Source organism: Parabacteroides goldsteinii DSM 19448 = WAL 12034 (assembly GCF_000969835.1).
GTDB lineage: Bacteria > Bacteroidota > Bacteroidia > Bacteroidales > Tannerellaceae > Parabacteroides > Parabacteroides goldsteinii.
Map to the genome: position 1 here is coordinate 78,644 of NZ_KQ033915.1, position 20,254 is coordinate 98,897.

A 20,254-nucleotide genomic window follows, 5' to 3' on the forward strand; every position below is an offset into this window, starting at 1 on the left:
TTCTTCAGATTTCTGCTGTTTTCTCTTTTAACCAGGCTTTTTCATCTTCATTCAGATGAGGGCTTAACAAGTCGTATACCATTTGGTGGTATTTGTTGATCCATGCGTGTTCTCTCACTGACAACATGGGGACAACGATCAGTTTGGTGTCGATGTAGCATAAAGTCAGTGTGTCGAATCCGTAAAATTTGCCATATTCCGTTTCACTGTCTTCGCGGACCAGAACCATATTCTCTGTCCGGATGCCGTATTCGCTTGTCCGGTACATGGCAGGTTCATCACTGATTACCATGCCGGGTTTCAGCGGGACGGGGTTTGCTTCCATACGGATACTCTGCGGGCCTTCGTGTACATTCAGGCAATGACCGATTCCGTGTCCCGTTCCGTGCAGGTAATTAATACCGGCGTCCCACAATGCTTTTCGGGCCAGGATATCCAACTGAACGCCCTTTGCTCCGGCCGGGAATTTGCATTTGGCAATCCCGATCGTGCCTTTCAGCACACGGGTAAAATCTTTTTTCATCTGTTCGGTCGGTTCACCCAGGGCTATTGTACGGGTGATGTCGGTCGTTCCGTCCAGATACTGGGCACCGGAGTCCATCAGAAGCATACTGTCTGCTTTTATTTCCACATCGGTCTCGGGCGTGGCGGCATAATGCACGATGGCTCCGTGGGCGGCGTATCCGCAGATGGTCTCAAAACTATCCATGATGTATTGCGGCTGTTCTGCACGTAAAGCCGTCAGCATGGCTGATGCGCTAAGTTCTGTTACTTTTTCTCCTGCTGCTAATTTCTTTTCCAGCCAGATGTAGAAACGGGTCAGGGCAATACCGTCTTTTATCACAGCATTGCGGAATCCTTTTATTTCTGTTTCGTTCTTGATACTTTTCAGGTGGTTGGCGGGAGTGATGCCTTCGATGATCGTGCAACCTTTGGGAAGGGCGTTGTACAATGATATATTTGTTTTTGCCGGGTCGATGAATACGCGGCTGTTTTCCGGAAGCCGGGACAGGTATTTCTGTATCATCGTGTAGTCGGCCAGTATAACCCCCTCTTTTTTCAGGTTTTCAGCAGACTCTGCCGTTATCTTTTTAGGGTCGATAAAAAGCACACTTTCGTCTTCCGAGACAAACGCATAACTGATTACCACCGGATTGTAAGCGACGTCTGTTCCGCGTATATTAAATGTCCAGGCCACTTCGTCGAGAGCAGCGAGGATCAGGCTGTCGGCTCCTTCCTTGCGAAGCCTGTTATTTAATTCATCCAGCTTTTCGCGGACGGATTTTCCACTTAACTCGACAGGCATTTCAAACAGCGGATTACCAGGGATGGCAGGCCGGTCTTTCCAGACCAGATCGATCAGATCGCAGGATGTTTCCAGTTTGATCTCTTTCCGGCGCAGGGCCTTTTCAAGTATTGCCGTTTCAGCTACGCTGTATGTCTGTCCGTCGGTTCCGACGGTTTGTCCGCTTTCCAGTTCATGAAGCAGAAACTCCTGGATTGTCGGAGTTTCCGGCAAAGCCATTTTATATAGTTCGATACCTGAACCTTCGAGTTGGATACCGGCCTGCAGGAAATACCGAGAGTCTGTCCATAACCCGGCTTTATCGGCTGTTACGACCACTGTTCCGGCAGAACCGTCAAAACCGGATATCCATTCGCGTGATTTCCAACGGTCGGCAGGGTATTCGCTCAGATGCGGGTCTGAACTGGGGATGATGTAAGCATCTATATTCTTTTCTTTCATTGCCTCTCTAAGCGCGGCAATACGTTCCGGAATGTTTGTTTTCATCGCATTATTGTTTAGTCAACGTTACTATTCGCAAAGTTAAGAAAATATCGGGAAAACCATTTTCTTCACCTGGAAAATACCGGAACATTGTGATCCTCTTTAAATATCATCGTTATGTCTGTCTGAATTTTTGCCGATGAAATTGTTTGCCGATAATTATGGGCAAACTTGTCGACAATTGTAGGTAATCTTATCGATAATTATGCGCAAGCTTGCCGATAGTTATCAACAAACAAAAATGTAACGGAAAAAAATTGAAACGATAAGAAGGATTGTGTCTGTGGTAAGTATAATTTAGACATATGAAGTAGGGGTTTTTTATTGATGGAATGTCTTAAATATACCAGGATGTCATTAAAACAGGCAACTTCGGTAAGCTAATACGGAAAAGTGCGGGTCGCATTCGTTTAAAGCTGGAAACGTTGAAGATTTTAAATAAAAAAGAATATATTTGTTGGACTTTACTTAATCGGATGATCATGAAAAGAATGTTGTTTGTTTTGAGTGTAGTGGCTCTGCTTTGCATGAGTTCATGTTCTTCTTACTATTATTCAGTATTGGAGTCGAATGATGCAGTCGGAGAGAAAAATGACGATAAAGATTTTGTCATAGAAAATGACAGTGTGTGCATATCTTACTGTTTTTATGGTGAAGATGCGCCTATATCTATCACGGTATATAATAAGATGGATGAGCCTCTGTTTGTTGACTGGCAACGTTCTGCATTGATCATTGACGACGTTGCAACCAGCTATTACCAGGAGAATGCCCCGATACAGGGACAAACCGAATCTTCTTCATATGGTGACAGTTTCAGTTGGAGCAGAAGATATAGTTCGACAGACGCTTATTCTAGCGGCTCATTTGCCGGTCAGATAGCTTTGCCTAAAGGTGTCAGTTTTATTCCTCCCAGGTCAAAGGTGGAATCTACTCCTTTGAGACTTACGAATTTTCCGTTCGACCGTATACCCAAAGGGGCATATACGACACAGAAATTTGCCAAGTCCAATTCAGATGTGGTAAATGTGAAAGTGAAGAAGTTTACGGAGGATGATAGTCCTTTGTCTTTCAGGAGTTATCTGAGTTTATATACGGCTAATCCGGAGAACGGAGGGAAAAACTATTCTTCTTATGAAAGTAGTTTCTATGTTGCACAGCTGATCAAGACGGGGAATGTGCCGCCAGCTTCTTTTGATGCCGGGAAAAAGCAGGCCGGAGACTTTTTCTATGTGCATAAGGTAAAAGGCGCTGATGCCGGAATTATCGTAGGTGCCGTAGCCATTGGTGCTGCCGGTATTGTAATAGAGTCGACGCTGACACCTGATCACTATTGATAGCGGTAGGAAATGAGGATAATATAAAAATGGAAGGTTATGAAGAAGTGGATGTTTTTGGTTTGTTTGTCAGGGATGTTGTTGAGTCTGAGTAGTTGTTCTTCTTATTACTATTCGACGCTTGCTTCTAATGATCGGTCGGGTCGTTATGATGTCAATAAAGATTTTGTGATCGATAATGATAGTGTGTGTATCATCTATAACTTTCATGGAGAGGATGGTCCGGTATTGGTGACGGTTCAAAACAAAATGGATGAACCTCTGTTTGTGGACTGGCAGCGTTCGGCTTTGATTGTTAACGGTAAGGCAACCAGCTATTATAAAGATGCCATTCCTGTCGAAGGGGTCACGGAGTCTTCTTCGTACGGAAGTTCGTATAACTGGGACCGGCAATATGGTTCGGTGAGTAGCCGTTCGCGTGGCAGTTTCTCCGGAGAGATACAGCTTCCGAAAGGAGTGGAGTTTATACCTCCTTGTGCTCAGATAGAATCCTCCAATCTTACATTAGATAAATTAGTATTTGATATAGTATCACGTGAAGATTTGACCGATCAGCCGTTTGAAAAGGCAAACGGTGGCCGGACAAACTTGAAGATGAAGACTTTCAGTGAGAGAAACAGTCCTTTACGTTTCAGAAGTTATCTGGCGCTTTTTACCGGGGGAGAAAACGGAGTGGAACGTCATTATTCTTATTATGAAACGTCTTTTTATTTGTCGGAGTTGATAAAAGCCGGAAATGTGGCCCCTTCCAGCTTTCAGGCCTGGAGAAATGAAGAAGGAAACTTTTTTTATAACTGCGATTATCGGAGCAGACGTACCGGATTGATTTGGGGATCTGTTGCTCTTGGTGTTGCCGGGCTTACTACTGTTATATTACTGGCAACGAAAACTCCTTCGCTTGATATGCCTCATTTTTAAATGACAATGAAGAATATTACAGATCTGAAAACCGTCCGTCTCAGCGACGACCAGAATGCAGTCGTGATTCTGGACCAGACCCGGTTACCGGCTGAAGAATGTTATTTGGAACTTACTTCGGCTGAGGATATCTGGGATGCAATTTATAAATTGAAAGTACGCGGGGCACCTGCGATCGGTGTTGCTGCGGCCTATGGTATATATGTTTGTAGCAGGCAGATCGAGGTCGGCTCATTCGATGAATTCTATACGGCGTTTCGTCGGGTTAAAGAATATCTGGCGGGATCGCGGCCTACGGCTGTCAATCTGGTCGCAGCTTTGAACCGGATGGAAAAGGTCGTATTGGAAAATGCTTCGGAAACAGTACCGGCTTTGGTTGAACTATTACATAAGGAATCACTGGCTATCCGTGAGGAAGATGCGGTTGCCTGCCGGCGTATCGGGGAACATTGCCTGTCATTGTTGCGTCCGGGGATGGGGATTTTGACCCATTGCAATGCAGGTCATCTGGCCGTATCTGAATATGGGACGGCATTGGCTCCGGTTTACCTGGGAGAAGAGAGAGGATATGGTTTTAAAGTTTTTGCCGATGAAACCCGCCCGCTGCTCCAGGGAGCTCGCCTGACGGCATACGAGTTGAACAGAGCCGGGGTGGATGTCACGCTTATTTGCGATAATATGGCTTCGTCTGTTATGCAGAAGGGTTGGGTACAGGCGGTCATTGTCGGTTGTGACAGGATCGCTGCCAATGGCGATATCGCTAATAAGATCGGGACTTCGGGCGTTGCTATACTTGCCCGGCATTATGGCATTCCTTTTTATGTTTTGGGACCTACTTCTACGATTGATATGCAATGTCCCGATGGTAAATCCATTGTTATTGAAGAGCGGGATCCTGCTGAAGTAACAGAAATGTGGTATATGCATCGTATGGCTCCGAAAGATGTAAAAATATTTAACCCGGCTTTTGATGTAACACCTAACGAATTAATTACTGCAATTATTACGGAAAAAGGAATTTTCAATCCGGCGAATGGAGGATTTGAGTCATAGTGGATAAATCGGTATGACACTAAGTGGGATAGCTGCATTTTCAGGGGCTCCAAAAGTCGTTATGCAGTTATCTACTTGCTTTGTATTCAATGTTTTGTGGTGTTTTGTTAAGTGATAGAAATAGAGTAGAAAAAGATATTGATTTTTTCTTGTATCCAAGGAAAAAGATTGTTTATCTAGAATTAGAAGACATGTAAGCCTGCAATTGAATTTAATAAAAGTAACCTATTTAAATGGTAGCATTTTAATCCGCTCTGTGTAGTCCGGATGAGGGTATTGTTGATAATTAAGCCTTGAAATTCTTCTTGTTTATAGTTCTGCCAGAACTATGTCCTTCGAATGCAAATGTACGGACTAAATTTATGAAAAACAAATCAATAAATATAAAAGTTTTCGTTTTGTCTGTTATTGTACGTGTTAAATTTTGTTGCGCGTGTATGTTTGCGTATTGCTAAAGATATTTTGTATCCAATTTTGGGAAATTCAGATTAAACCAACCCGCATTTATTAAAAAACACTCTAATATAATAGCTCTTATTATTTGCTTTGGGTGATATTCAGCATGTATAAGGAATAATTACCATAGTTCTGGCAGAACTCGATTCACCATGTAAAAAATTGAAAAACAGAATAGCCGGATAGAGTTTCTTCAATGTGAATATATTGTTAACCTATTAAAAAAATGTCTATGAGCGGATAAAGTTGAACCCCGGTTTTTGCAGTACAATGATACTGAAACAGAAAGTTATACCTAAACATCTAAAGTAATCAATTATGACAATTTATTTTAAACCCAAGAGATTTGTTACTAAGAATGTACCATCTCTTATGTTAAGTTGTTTGCTTATCTCCATTTTTTCTTGTTCTGATGATAAGACGAATGCAAATGGAAGCGGGCAACCCTATGATCCGAATACTCCGGTCAAGTTGGAAACATTTTATCCCGATTCGGGAGGGATGGCAACTAAGGTGATCATTAAAGGTACTAATTTCGGAACAGATCCGGAAGCTATAAAAGTATATTATAACACCAAAAAAGCGGCTGTTGTGCGTGCTGCCGGTGATATGCTTTATGTAATTACTCCGAGACAGCCCGGTGCAGAGTGTCAAATATCTGTTGCAATAGGAAAAGACTCCCTTACTTTTGAAAACACATTTTCCTATACAACGCAGACTACGGTTTCTACTATAGCCGGAAAACCGGTGGGAGGTGACGATGGACATGGTGAGATGATTGATGGAACATTGGCAGAGGCTTCTTTTGATCAACCCTGGTTCTTATGTGTGGATGCAGAGAAAAATATTTTTGTTAGTGAACGTCTTGGACATGCAGTTCGCCAAATTAATGAGGAAAAGAATGTTGTCAGTACGTTGGTCAAAGGTTCAGGTAATTGTCCGTATCCCAACGCTTCTGCAACGGATGCAGAAGGTAAAACCGTTTTTGTAGCCTTAGATCAGGGGTCTCAGGGATTGATCGAGTTTGATCCTGAAACTCAGTGGGCACCTAAAAGAATTAAACCTAGGCCCAAAGAAGGAACCCCTGCCTTTACACTTGACTGGATGCATTCGGTTGCACCAAATGTAAACGACGGATTAATCTATACACGTGCCTATAATGGTCAACTTGTTCGCTTTGATCCGAGAACAAAATCTGCGGAACAACTGGATGAAGGATTATTAAGTAGTTCTGATAGCTTTGTTAGTTTTGATACTCTTGAGCCTGATATGTTGTATATCTGTTATTCTGCTAAACATTGTATATATAGCTATAACATCAAAACCAAAAAGCATGAACTCTACGCCGGTGTTCAGAATGAAACCGGATGGCAGGATGGAGAACGTGAAGATGCTTTATTTAATGATCCGAAACAAATCTGTTTTGATCAAGACGGAGTGATGTATGTCGCTGATGCCGGAAATCATGTTATACGAAAAATAACACGTGATGGTGTGGTTAGTACTGTTATTGGTATTGCCGGTGTAAAGGGGTATGTGGATGGTTCGCCGGAAGATGCCTTGTTTCAATATCCTACAGGAGTGGCTATCGACAAAGAAGGCACTATTTATGTCGGTGATGCAAGGAATAATTGTGTTCGTAAGTTGGCTATAGAATAATCTAATAAATTAAACAATTTTAAAATTGATGGTATGAAAAGACTCTTCATCATACAAATGTTGCTATGGTGTGCTCTGGTTGTGGTCGCACAGAAGCAAACATTTACGATACAAGGAACAATTATTGATCCGTCATTTAATAATGAACCGTTATCAGGAGTGAATGTATACCTGAAGGATCGTCCGGGTGTCGGTACGGCTTCGGATATAGACGGTAAATTTTTAATAAAGGCCAGTAAAGGCGATATGATTGTCTTTACTTATTTGGGATATGATAATTTTGAATACCAAGTCGCAAAGGAAGAAAAGAATTTGGTTGTAAAAATGGTAACTTCTTCGGTTCAGTTGGAGGAAGCTGTTGTTACTGCTATGGGTAATAAACAACGGAAAATCAGTGTGCTTAGTGCTGTTTCAACTGTTGATACAAAAGATTTGCAAGTACCGTCTACGTCGATCAATAATATGCTGGGAGGTAGAGTTGCCGGAGTAATTTCTTTACAAACGAGTGGAGAGCCCGGTAAAAATATATCGGAATTCTGGGTTCGCGGTATGAGTACTTTCGGTGCAAATAGTAGTGCTTTGGTACTTATTGACGGCTTGGAAGGGGATCTGAGTCATATAGAACCGGCTGATATTGAAAGTTTTTCTGTACTGAAGGATGCCTCTGCAACCGCAGTATATGGGGTGAGAGGTGCTAATGGGGTTGTATTGGTGACAACCAAACGTGGAACGGTGGATCGTTTGAGAATTACAGCGCGCGCAAATTTGACAGTATCTACATTGAAGCGTTTGCCGGAATACGTGGGAGCTTACGATTATGCCAAACTGGCCAATGAAGCTCGGGTAGTATCAGGATCAACGCCTTTATATTCTCCCATGGAAATGGATTTGATCAAATACCAGCTTGACCCGGATTTATATCCGGACGTAAACTGGCAGAATGAGGTTTTGAATAAGACGTCTTTGCAGCAAACTTATTATATCAATGCGCAGGGGGGAGGTAGTATTGCCCGTTATTTCATCAGTTTGGGTATGTCTGATGAAGGCGCCGCCTATAAACAGGATAAGAATAGTAAATATAAGGCCGGTTCCGGATATAATACATATAATTATAGAACGAACTTGGATGTTAATGTGACGAAGACGACTCAAGTCTATTTGGGACTCGACGGAACTTTAACATCTAAAAAAGAACCGGGTATGGCAAATACCGACTATTTGTGGTATGCACAAGCCGCTCTGACTCCCCTTACGATTCCAACTAAATATTCAAACGGTATGTTACCGGCTTATGGAACGGGTAGCCAGTATTCTCCTTATGTGATGTTGAACCATACGGGGATGAAAACGTCCGAGACCTATTCCAATATGGTGACGCTTGCTTTAACTCAGGATTTTTCTCCGATTCTGAAGGGGTTAAAAGTAAAGATACAGGGTGCTTTAAATAATAAGAGTTACTATGATGAAACGCGCTATGTTTTACCTGATATGTATTATGCGGTGGGACGTTCGACTGACGGGGAGTTGAAGTTGGTAAAGAAAATTAATGCGGAAGCGGCTCAGTTTATGAATTATCAGCGGCAATGGCGTAAATACCATTTTGAAGCAAATGTGAATTATGAAAATATGATCGGTGACGATCATCGTTTTACCGGACTACTTTACTACTATATGAGTGATGAGAAAGACACATATAATGTAAAAACAAGTATGGATGCGATACCAAAGAGGTATCAAGGGTTATCCGGACGTGTGACATATGGTTTTAAGGATACTTATTTCATTGATGCTAACTTTGGTTATACCGGTTCTGAAAATTTCCGTCCTGGACAACAATTCGGTTTTTTCCCTTCCGGTGCAGTCGGTTGGGTTCCGACAAACTATGATTTTATGAAAAAAGCGTTGCCTTGGTTGAACTTCTTGAAATTCAGATTCTCTTACGGGCAAGTAGGTAACGACCGTATTTCGGATAAACGATTCCCTTATTTGACTATTATCAATTCGACTGCGAATACCGGTTGGGGAAGTCGTTATTCCTGGGGGGTAAACGAGTCTATCGTCGGCGCGGATAATCTGGCCTGGGAAAAATCAACAAAAGCGGATTTAGGTATTGAAGGTCGTTTGTTTGATGAACGAGTGAATTTTGTTGTGGACTTTTTTAATGATCAACGGGAAGGTATTTTCCAACAGCGTACCCAGGTTCCTGATTTTGCAGGTATTATAACGATGCCTTTTGGTAATGTCGGACGTATGAGAAGTTATGGATCTGATGGTAATATTTCGTATACACAAACATTTGGTAAAGATTTTGCTTTTACGGTTCGTGGAAACTTTACCTATTCGACAAATGATGTTCAAGACTGGGAACAGGCATATCCTAAATATGAGTATCAACGTATTGCCGGTAATCCGTTGAATATACAGAGAGGATATATAGCTTTAGGGTTGTTTAAGGATGACCAGGATGTGGCAAGTAGTCCAGCCCAGTTCGGTACGGTTCGCCCAGGGGATATCAAATATAAAGATGTCAATGGAGATGGAAAAATAACGACTGACGACAAGGTTCCTTTATCTTTTTCTGATTATCCACGGTTGATGTATGGTTTTGGTGGTGAGTTCAGATATAAAAATCTAACCTTGTCGGTATTGTTTAAAGGTACTGGTAACACTGACTATTACAAAGCCGGTTTACCGGATGGTTATGGTAATTATGATGTGTATGAAATGGGGTATATACCGTTCCATAAAGCGGTAGTAGGTAATGTTCCGGTACAGGCTGGCATCCAGGCAAACCGATGGACTCCGGCCTGGTATTCAGGAGATCCGTCTACAGAAAATCCTGATGCCATGTTTCCTCGTTTGACTTATGGAAAGAATGAGAACAATACACAAGTCTCGACTTTCTGGAAAGGTAATTCCAAATATTTGCGTTTACAGGAAATCAGCTTGACCTACAACCTGAAGTCTTTAGGTTGGTTGAACAATGTAGGAATTTCCTCTGTAGACCTTCAATTGGTCGGCTATAATCTTTGTGTATGGGATAAGGTAAAGACGGTAGATCCGGAGCAAGCCGGTAAAAACGGGAATGTATATCCGATACCGGCCCGGTATGCGATACAGATGTATGTTAATTTCTAAAAATAACGGAATATGAGATATTTAAGATATTTGAAGCATTTAATCATTGTTGCTTTTATTGCTTTGTATTGTTCTATGAGTTCGTGTAATTATCTGAATGTTGATGATTATTTTATGGATACGTTGGGATATGATTCTATCTTTCAGAATAAGTTGAATTTACAACAATATTTATGGGGTACGGCAGCCTTTTTTTATGATGAAGGAGCTATTTGGGGTAGTACGTATACACCGGGAGTTGTCGGTTCGGATGAAGCTTTTACTATGTGGGACCATGATGAGTATCCGGGTACGCAATTTGTGTTGGGAAATATAAATCCTGACAACCTGATGAGTATGAATGTCTGGCCGCAAATGTATAAGATCATACGGAAAACCAATCTTATTTTTCAACGAATAGATGAGTGTAAAGACCTTACGACCTTAGAAGAGCGTGAGATATTAGGATATGCTCATTTTATGCGTGCTTATGCCTATTATCATATATTGATGAATTTCGGTCCGGTTGTTTTGATAGGTGATGAAACCCTGGAGACGAATGAGAAACCGGAGTATTACAACCGGGAAAGAGCGACCTATGACGAGTCGGTAGATTATATTTGTGATGAGTTGGAGTTGGCTGCGAAATATATACCTCTTACTGTTTCTATGGGGCAATTCGGACGTCCTACCCGTGGAGCGGCTTACGGGCTGATTGCGCGTCTGCGTTTGCAGCAGGCAAGTCCCTTGTTTAACGGTGGTGCAGCTGCTAAAACCCATTTTGCATCGTGGAAACGTACGGTCGATGGAGTTGATTATGTTTCACAGCAATATGACGAAAAGAAATGGGCGGTTGCCGCTGCGGCAGCAAAACGGGTGATTGATATGGGAGTTTATGAGTTATATACGGTAAAACGAGATTCGACAACTATGCCGTTACCCAAAAATGTTCCTTCGGGAGATTTTCCCAATGGGGCGGGAAATATCGACCCTTTCAAGTCGTATAGCGATATGTTTACAGGAGAAGCGTTGTCTCAAAAAAATACGGAATTTGTGTGGGGGCGTATTTCCAGTAATGTAAGAAACTATACCCGGCATGCGTTTCCTATTGATAATTTAGGTGGCTGGAATGGTATGGCTATTCCTCAAAAGATTGTAGATGCGTATTATATGGTAGACGGTCGTGATATCAACGACTCGAGCGAAGAATATCCTTATTCGGAAATCGGATTTTCCAGTGAGAAGCAATCCTTCTCCGGTTATCAGTTGAATAATGGTGTATATAATATGTATATGAACAGAGAAATGCGCTTTTATGCCTCTATCGGTTTCAGTGAATGTTTTTGGCCTTGTCTTTCTACAAGCGAGAGTGGACGCAGAAATCAGACGATCACCTATTTTAAGGGAGGGAACTCCGGGAAAGACCGTACAAATTCAGATATTCGAAATTACCCGATCACAGGTTACGTAATCAAGAAGTTTATCCACAAAGACGATGCCTGGGCCGGAAATGATGCGGAAACACTGGAAAAACCTTTCCCTATAATCCGATATGCAGAAATTCTTCTTTCTTATGTGGAAGCACTCAACAACCTGACGGGAGGGCATACCATTACAGATGCTGAAGGTAATAGTCAGACATTTACCAGGGATGTGAATGAGATGGCTAAATATTTTAATATGATCCGTTACCGTGCCGGGCTTCCGGGATTGACATCTGCTGAATTATCATCCCCTGATCAAATGTTTGATTTAATAGTACGCGAAAGAATGATCGAGTTTTTACATGAGAATCGTCGTTTCTATGACGTACGTCGCTGGGGTATTTATGAAGAAGTCGACAAAGAGCCTATTGTCGGAATGGACACCGAATCACGTAAAGACGGTTATTATGAGCGTACGGTGGTCAATCATCCGATAGCCAGAAATCGTAAAGTCGAAAGAAAAATGATCTGGTTGCCTATTAGTCGCCAGGAGATCAGAAAAGTACCGAAAATGGATCAAAATCCGGGATGGGATAATTAATAATATTAAAATATATGGATATGATAAACAAGGTAATATATAGAATAACCGCATGTTTGTTTTTTTCCGGACTTCTCGCTTGTAACCAAAGTGATATGTTTAAGGAAGAACAATATAAAAAGGTGCTTTATGTGTTAAGTGATGATAATATGGCTTTTCAGGTTGTTCATTCGCTAAATGAAACAGAAAGTACTGGTTATTTAACTTTATATGCAGGAGGGACATTGGACATAGATCAGGATATAACGTTTACGTTGGAGCCTGATGAAGAGTTGTTGGGTGAATATAATCTGCTGAACTATGATTTGGATACGGATAAATATGCAAAAAGATTGGATCCGTCTAAATACACGATCGAGTCATATTCGGTAACAATGAAGCAGGGGGGAGAAATGCCTTATGCTTTATTGCCGATCAAGATACGTCCGGAAGGACTTTCTCCGGACTCTTTATATATGATACCATTGAAGTTGACAGGCGTTTCAGCTTATGAAATTAATCCAAAGAAGAACCGTGTGCTTTATCAGGTTGTTCTGGAGAATGATTTTGCATCGGAAAAGGACAATACATTAATGTCGATGAGAGGTACTCGCCAGGTCGGTGATGGGCCTGTTTCTAAAATTGCAGCCAATAAGCGTATGTATCCTTTAAGTAAGCAGGAAGTAAGGATTAACGCAGGTATGGAAAACAGTGGAAATAAGGCAGATCTGGAGTTAATCAATAAATATAGCGTTATTGTAAAGATTGGCGAAGAAAAAACGCTGAATTATAAAGGTGTTTCTTATTATCCATTGACAGTCTATCCTTATAATAAGGAAAATATACAAGTTGAGATGCTTGGAAGTGAGGAAGATAAAGAAGTCCTGACAGTGGTTGAATCGAATCGGTACGGAGAAGAACTGGGAATAATGAGATTCCATATTTCTTATCGATATCGGACTTTAGTTTCTCCTGCTTCGGAAGGATTGGAGGCAGAATGGAGTGATTGGGTTGTTGTTACTGAAAATATGAAACAGTTAGCGAAGTAGTATCATACTGATTATCGGTAGGTCCAAAAGGCGGGAACGATGGTTTTGTTTTTTGGACCTACTATAAAACACAGTGAGAGAATGATGAAAAATATCAGTTGATTTATGAAATTCCTATTTATAACTATCGTCTGTGTCCTATTGAATGGAATGTCATTTCGTTTGTTTCGGGAAAAAACAACAAGTGAACAGATAATCTCCTTTTTTTTAAATCTTCAAACAGTTCAACAGGAAAAGTTGTATTTGCATTTGGATAAACCTTATTATGCTGCAGGAGAGCAAATTTGGTTTAAAGGATATCTGGTGAACTCGTCTACCCATGCTCCGGATATGCCGGATAATTTTATTTATGTGGAATTGGTAAATCAGAATAATAAAATTGTTTGTAGGCAAAAAGTAAAGAAAAATGAAGGTGGCTTTTGGGGTAATTTACTATTACCAACGGATATGATTGTAGGAGAATATACATTGAGGGGATATACAAATTGGATGCGTAATGCTAATGTAAACTTTTTCTTTCAAAAAAATATTCCGATAGCCAATACTTTGGATAGGCCGGATACTTTGGAACTAAAGAAGAAAGATATAAGTAAAAATGATTTTAGTGTTTCTTTTTTTCCGGAGGGAGGACATTTATTAACGGGATATCGTCAGCAAATGGCTTTTAAATGTCAGCGTTCAAATGGTTATAGTGGAATGTTGGAAGGATATATAGTCAATCAGTCAGGGGATACGCTAACACAAGTGAAGAGCGAGCATGATGGAATGGGAACTTTTTCTTTTCTTCCGGCGAAGGATAATTCATATTACGCATTAGTCCGTTCTCCCGGATGTGAAGAGAAAAAGATACAATTACCAAAAGCTGAAGATTCAGGCATTACATTATCATTAAATCAATCGGCCGGAAAAATACGTTATCAGATATTTTCATCACTGCCGGATAGTCAACAATCGGATTCCCTATATTTGATTGGTCATACGCGAGGATTACTTCGTTTTTTATTGCCGATAAGTAAAGAGAATCATACGGGTGTTATTAGTTCTTCTTATTTTCCGGATGGTATTTCTCATTTTCTGTTGATGGATCAGGCTGGTAATAAATTGAGTGAACGACTGATATTTAATTATCCAAAGAAGGAAAGCTATTGGACTTTACAAACTGATAAAGATACATATAAGCGTCGGGAAAAAATAAAAATAAATATCAGGTTGGATAATGAATCGGGATTGCCGGCAAAAGGCTCTTTTTCATTAAGCATTACGGATAATAATTCGGTTTCTGTGGATTCACTGTCAAGCAATATTTACTCTGATCTGTTACTTGTGTCGGATTTGAAGGGATTTGTGGAGAATCCCGGATGGTATTTTAAAGAGAAGTCCAGAACAACTATAAGAGGGTTGGATTTATTGATGTTGACACATGGCTGGAGTCGGTTTGATATTACTCCTTTTGCAGAGCAATCGTTAATGCCTGATTATTTTGTGGAGAAGGGGCAATATATAAGTGGAAGGATTTTGAATTTTTTCGGTAAAGAGGCAAAAGATGCGGCAATAGTCGCAGTCGATCCTGCAAATAATCTAGTCAGGACGTTGGAGTCGGATGAAAAAGGTTGTTTTTTGTTGGATGGGATTGATTATTGTGACTCAACGACTTTTGTCGTACAAGCCCGAAGTAAAAAAGGTCTGGCAGTTGTCGATATAAAGATGGACGAAGAAACCGTTCCTGTTGTAGAAGACAAAAATTTATTCCCTGATTCATTGTTTGTTTTTAATCCACATTATCTATCTTCTGCAATGGACGCCGGTGGTATGCGTGTAATCAATCTGGAAGATGTCGTGATTGAAGGAAAACGGACTCAGACAGCCAAAGAAAAGGCAGAACGTGTGTGGGCTGATTATTCCATGACAGAAGATATGCTTGGAAAGTCGGTGTCCAGGACTGCAAAAGATTTATTCAGACAAGCTATGGGAGGCGCAGATGTAAGTGATCCACTTGTCGTGATTGATGGGATGTGCTGTTGGGATGATAATTATATATTGGAAACAATTTATCCGGATGATATGAGGAGCTTTGATGTGTTTAGGGATCAGAAACGATGTAAATACGGTTCTATAAGTAAGTCGACTCCTGCTGTAGTGATTACATTGAAACCGGAAGCGATGAATCGCAAGAGGAAGGGGGTAGCTTTATTCCATTCGCAAGGGTATGTGAAACCGGATCAATTCTATCATCCGGTATATGAGACACCTGATGAAAAAAAGTCGGAAAAAATGGATATACGCAGTACTCTTTATTGGAATCCTACTTTGGAAATAGACTCTCAGGGAGAAGGAAGTGTGGAATTTTATGCTTCGGATCTCCCGGCTTCATATCATGTGGTAATTGAGGGCGTGGATGAGAGCGGACAGTTGTATCGGTATTCGGGTAATTTATTGAAAAATGCAGAATGATGAGTAAATTGTTTTATATAAGCCTGTTCATTCTATTATTTTTATTGTTGCAGATTGGATATAGTTATCATTTTTTCTATATTGAGCAGTTTCAGTTGTTTATGTTTTCGGAGGACTATCTGTTTGAAACGGTTTCTCATCCTGGAGGCTTATCAGTGTACTTGGGTGAGTTTCTGGTACAGTTTTTTTATTATCCGCTGGTAGGTGAGTTTGTTTCAGCATTATTATTAGTATGTATAGCCGGGTTAATAAAGCAATACGTCTCTTTCAATAAAAACTGTTTTTTATTGGAGGGTTTCATTTTATTATTTCTACTGATTGATATTCTTGATTTTAATTTTCTTTATGGAGGAGTCGTTGCTTATTTGTTTTGTGTGGTTTTTCTGTTGGTTTATAAGCGTATTCAAAAAGAGTCCGTACGTATCCTGACCGGATGTTTGATGATCTGCTTGCTATATCTGATAGCCGGATCGGTTTTTGTCGCCTTTGCTGTTTCTTTATTGATCCAGGAAATAAAGGTGTACAGGCTAAAAATCGGTCTGCTTCTTATTCCTGCGCTATTCACAATATTACTGGTGTTTTATTTGAATTATGCCGGATATCTGTATTATTCGGAGATCATATGTTTTGCTGATGGGATATATGTATTGAAAGGGGGAGCCAGATGGGTGATTTATGCTCCGTGGTTTTTATTGGCTTTCAGTCCATTGTTGAGTCCATTATTTGGCTTTGTCTTTGTTGCGATAAAGAATAGATATTGGAGGATGGGTACTCAGGTCGTTATATTTTTACTCTGTGGTGCTTTTTTATTGTCAGGATATGATGATAGAAAGTCTTTGCCGGTAAAAAAATATGCGTATTATGCAGATCACAAAAAATGGGAAAAGATATTACATAATTGTAAGAAACAGAAACCTACGGATTTATTATGTCTTAATTATCAAAACTTGGCTTTGGCAGAACAGGGCGTTTTGGCAGACTCTTTGCTTATGTATACACAGCAGGGGAGTAAAGGGCTGTTTGTCGATTGGAATATGACGCCGTTTGTTTCTATGACACTACAAAAGATATGTTATTACTATGGAGATATAGCATCGGCTCGGAAGTATGCTTTTGAATGTAATGTTTGTGCACGATCAGTCGGATATCCACAGACTTTAAAAATGCTGGCAACATGTAATTGGGAGATGGGAGAGTATGCAGTTGTAGATAAATATCTTTCCTATTTACACAAAACATGGGTTTATCGGAATTGGGAGGTGGACACTCTTTGTTTGAGACGAGTCGAATCTCAGGCCGATAATTTTGTATATCTCCAAGACATAGACCTGTTGGCTTATGATAATGTGCATAATAAGAAGTTGGCAGATTTTGTTCTATGCTCATATTTGTTGGATAAGAACCTGAATGAGTTTTTGAAAGCATTTTACTATTTCTATAAAAATGAGAAAAATGTCCCGGTTATTTATCAGGAGGCAATTTTTCTGGGAGCACAAAGCAACCCTCAAATACTTGATTATTTCTTTATACCGGATTCGTTGAAAGAGCGTTTTCTGGCTTATCAATCCTTTTGTAAGACGAATCACTTGGATATATCTACGAATATGGAGAATAGGGATATTCATTGTTATACAAGTAGTTATTGGTATTATTACGATTTTAATCCTGTTCGTTTATGATTAAATATTTATTGTTTTGCTGGTATGTAATTCTGTTTTTGTCTTGTTGTGAAGAAGAGAGACCTGGTTATGCAACGAGAGAACTTATATTTCCTGATTACAGAAATGTTACAATTCCGGTTGATATTGCACCGTTATCTTTTTATGTAAATCTACCGGAAGTGAACGAGAATGTTCAGGTATTATTATGTACACGAACCAAACAGTTAAATCGCCGGGGTAAAGAGGTGCGTTTTTCTTCACTCGAATGGAGAGAGTTAGTGACATCTGATAGTGTAATGAATGTTTATATTCAGAAAAAGACTGACCATTTGTGGAACTGCGTTGATTCTTTTAAGATATATATATCCTCGGATCCGATAGATCCTTATCTTTCATATCGCCTGATTGAGCCAGGATATGAGGTGTGGGGGAATATGGGGATTTATCAACGTTGTTTGGCTAATTATGAAGAGGATGCTATTTTTGAAAATTCAAGAGTAAAAGAAATTTGTGTGAATTGTCATGCGACCAATCAAGGAAACCCGGAAGAGTATATATTCCATCAGCGCCCTAAACCGGCAGGAACTATTTTAGTTAAAGATGGAGTTGTTAGTAAATTGAATACGGATTATTCCGAAAAAATAAAAACTTTAGTTTATCCATCTTGGCATTCATCAGGTAAATATATAGCTTTTTCTGTAAACAAGACGGTACAGGCAGTACATTCACAGCACAGGAATCGCATTGAGGTGATGGATCTGCACTCGGATATTGTGATCCTGGATGTACAAAAGAATATACTTTTAACCAGTTCTCTATTATCGTCGGCTGATGCTTATGAGACTTTTCCCTGTTTCTCTTCCGATGGAAAAAAGTTATACTTTTGCTCTGCTCCTGCAATATCGTTACCGGATTCATTTAATTACGTACGATATCATTTATGTAGCCTGGATGTGGATTTGGAGAAAGGGACTTTGGGAAGTAAAATTGATACGGTGATACGAGTCGATACACTAAATGCCAGTATCTCTTTCCCTAAAATATCACCCTCCGGGCGTTTTATGCTATACACGCGACATGCTTATGGTAATTTTTCTATCTGGCATCGGGATGCGGACTTATGTATGTTTGATTTGCATAACCAAAGAGAAGTAGATACATCGATCTTAAATTCGGAAGAAACGGAAAGTTATCATTCCTGGTCGTCGGAAGGTCATTGGATCGTTTTTAGTAGCCGTCGGATGACAGGGCTTTTTACTTGCTTGTATCTGGCTCATATAGATTCTTCCGGACATGCAGGAAAGCCTTTTTTATTACCACAAAAAAGGAGTGATTCTTATTTTTTTCAATATAAGTCTTATAATGTACCCGAATTTATGAAGGGGCCGGTCTGCACAAGCGAAAAGGATCTGGAGGCGGTTATGGAGAGATGATGTGTCTTGCTGCTACAAAGAGTTTTATAACGGATCGGGTTTTAGCTTATTTTGTGGAGGCTTCGTAAAATAAATTCCGGAAAGTTTTGCTAATAACGAAAGAATCAGTAATTTTGCTGCCCATTTTGAGGATGTAATTAAAAACAATATAATAAATTAAATTATGATCGTAGTTCCATTGAAAGAAGGCGAAAACATTGAAAAAGCGCTTAAGAAATTTAAAAGAAAGTTCGAAAAGACAGGTGTGGTAAAAGAACTGAGAAGTCGTCAGGCTTTTATAAAACCCTCTGTTGAAAAGAGAAAACAAAACATGCGTGCGGTTTACGTTCAGCAATTGCAGCAGGTAGAAGAATAAAATATCCTGTCAGGCTTGTTTTATTGAATTCTTATTCCTATTTTCGTTGCATAATAGTTGATGCAACGCAGATATGTTGATAGATTCATTTTTAGATTATCTTCGGTATGAAAGGAATTACTCCAATTATACGATAGAGGCTTATTCGAAAGATTTGCGTCAGTTCGAAGAATATGTGAAATTGAATAAGGAAAGCATATTTGTTCCGGGAGATGTCGATGCGGATTTAGTCAGAAGTTGGATCGTTTCTTTAATGGACGAGAAGATTTCTCCGGTGTCGGTCAATCGGAAATTAAGTTCTTTGAAGTCTTTTTTTAAATTCCTTATGAAGCAGGGAAGCATCTCTGTGAATCCATTAAGGTTAATAACCGGACCGAAGACAAAAAAACCGTTACCTTATTTTGTAAGAGATAAGGAAATGGAGTTGTTGTTGGATGGAGATGGATTTGATGAGGATTTTGAAGGTGTAAGGGATCGTCTGATACTTGAAATGCTGTATGATACAGGTATCCGCCGTTCGGAATTGATCGGAATACAAGATTCCGATGTGGATTTCGGAGCGATGCAGATACGTGTGACAGGTAAGCGTAACAAGCAGCGGTTGATTCCATTTGCAGAAGGGTTAAAGAACTTGATACAAGCATACACTGAAGTTCGAAATCGTGAAGTTGGTTCGGAGAGCGGATGGTTTTTTGTAAGAAAAAACGGGGAGCAGTTGTCGGCAGGTATCGTATATACTATAGTAAAGAAGAAACTGTCGGAGATCCCAACATTGGCGAAACGTAGCCCTCATGTTTTGAGACATTCGTTTGCAACAAGTATGTTGAATAATGGAGCAGAGTTGAACGCTGTGAAAGAGTTGCTCGGACACAGTAGTTTGGCTTCAACCAGCGTTTACACACATACAACCTTTGAGGAATTAAAAAAAGTGTATCATGCTCATCCAAGAGCTAAAAAAGAAGGAGGTTAATT

At 40.1% G+C, this 20,254-nt stretch carries 13 protein-coding genes; 12 read left to right on the forward strand and 1 reads right to left on the reverse strand.

The features are described from left to right. Nucleotides 1–4: 4 nt before the first annotated feature. Entirely contained in the window at nucleotides 5–1,792 is a 1,788-nt protein-coding gene (locus HMPREF1535_RS24430; RefSeq protein WP_046147922.1) for an aminopeptidase P family protein, read from the reverse strand. 479 nt (nucleotides 1,793–2,271) lie between these two features. On the opposite strand from HMPREF1535_RS24430, the gene HMPREF1535_RS24435 reads away from it, so the two are divergent. The 12 genes from HMPREF1535_RS24435 (at nucleotide 2,272) to HMPREF1535_RS24490 (ending at nucleotide 20,252) form a co-directional block, all read left to right on the forward strand. Then, nucleotides 2,272–3,126: a hypothetical protein gene (locus tag HMPREF1535_RS24435; RefSeq protein ID WP_044215225.1), complete on the forward strand. Its 855-nt coding sequence runs from the start codon at nucleotides 2,272–2,274 to the stop codon at nucleotides 3,124–3,126. A gap of 39 nt (nucleotides 3,127–3,165) precedes the next feature. Next, the gene (locus HMPREF1535_RS24440) at nucleotides 3,166–4,044 is read left to right on the forward strand and encodes a hypothetical protein (RefSeq protein WP_007654209.1); all 879 of its coding nucleotides are present in this window, start codon (nucleotides 3,166–3,168) and stop codon (nucleotides 4,042–4,044) included. A 6-nt stretch (nucleotides 4,045–4,050) separates the two neighbouring features. Continuing rightward, the gene (gene mtnA / locus HMPREF1535_RS24445; protein ID WP_046147974.1) at nucleotides 4,051–5,097 is read left to right on the forward strand and encodes an S-methyl-5-thioribose-1-phosphate isomerase; all 1,047 of its coding nucleotides are present in this window, start codon (nucleotides 4,051–4,053) and stop codon (nucleotides 5,095–5,097) included. Between the two features lie 774 nt (nucleotides 5,098–5,871). Then, the gene (locus HMPREF1535_RS24450) at nucleotides 5,872–7,212 is read left to right on the forward strand and encodes an IPT/TIG domain-containing protein (RefSeq protein ID WP_010800491.1); all 1,341 of its coding nucleotides are present in this window, start codon (nucleotides 5,872–5,874) and stop codon (nucleotides 7,210–7,212) included. 33 nt (nucleotides 7,213–7,245) lie between these two features. Continuing rightward, nucleotides 7,246–10,350: a SusC/RagA family TonB-linked outer membrane protein gene (locus HMPREF1535_RS24455; protein ID WP_046147923.1), complete on the forward strand. Its 3,105-nt coding sequence runs from the start codon at nucleotides 7,246–7,248 to the stop codon at nucleotides 10,348–10,350. A 12-nt stretch (nucleotides 10,351–10,362) separates the two neighbouring features. Beyond that, on the forward strand, nucleotides 10,363–12,354 hold the full coding sequence (locus HMPREF1535_RS24460) for a RagB/SusD family nutrient uptake outer membrane protein (protein WP_046147924.1): 1,992 nt from the start codon (nucleotides 10,363–10,365) through the stop codon (nucleotides 12,352–12,354). A 95-nt stretch (nucleotides 12,355–12,449) separates the two neighbouring features. After that, on the forward strand, nucleotides 12,450–13,382 hold the full coding sequence (locus HMPREF1535_RS24465; protein WP_235438381.1) for a DUF1735 domain-containing protein: 933 nt from the start codon (nucleotides 12,450–12,452) through the stop codon (nucleotides 13,380–13,382). A 249-nt stretch (nucleotides 13,383–13,631) separates the two neighbouring features. Further along, nucleotides 13,632–15,833: a hypothetical protein gene (locus HMPREF1535_RS24470; RefSeq protein WP_235438380.1), complete on the forward strand. Its 2,202-nt coding sequence runs from the start codon at nucleotides 13,632–13,634 to the stop codon at nucleotides 15,831–15,833. Next, nucleotides 15,830–17,512 carry a DUF6057 family protein gene (locus HMPREF1535_RS24475; RefSeq protein WP_046147927.1) on the forward strand — a complete coding sequence of 561 codons (1,683 nt, stop codon included), beginning with the start codon at nucleotides 15,830–15,832 and terminating at the stop codon, nucleotides 17,510–17,512. The genes HMPREF1535_RS24470 and HMPREF1535_RS24475 overlap by 4 nt, the downstream gene beginning before the upstream one ends. After that, nucleotides 17,509–18,927 (forward strand): TolB family protein, encoded by a 1,419-nt coding sequence (locus HMPREF1535_RS24480; protein WP_007654197.1) that lies wholly within the window; start codon nucleotides 17,509–17,511, stop codon nucleotides 18,925–18,927. The genes HMPREF1535_RS24475 and HMPREF1535_RS24480 overlap by 4 nt, the downstream gene beginning before the upstream one ends. A gap of 163 nt (nucleotides 18,928–19,090) precedes the next feature. Then, entirely contained in the window at nucleotides 19,091–19,282 is a 192-nt protein-coding gene (gene rpsU / locus HMPREF1535_RS24485) for a 30S ribosomal protein S21 (protein WP_007654191.1), read from the forward strand. Nucleotides 19,283–19,355: 73 nt separating this feature from the next. Beyond that, nucleotides 19,356–20,252 (forward strand): tyrosine recombinase XerC, encoded by an 897-nt coding sequence (locus HMPREF1535_RS24490; protein ID WP_046147928.1) that lies wholly within the window; start codon nucleotides 19,356–19,358, stop codon nucleotides 20,250–20,252. The last annotated feature ends 2 nt before the right edge of the window (nucleotides 20,253–20,254 follow it).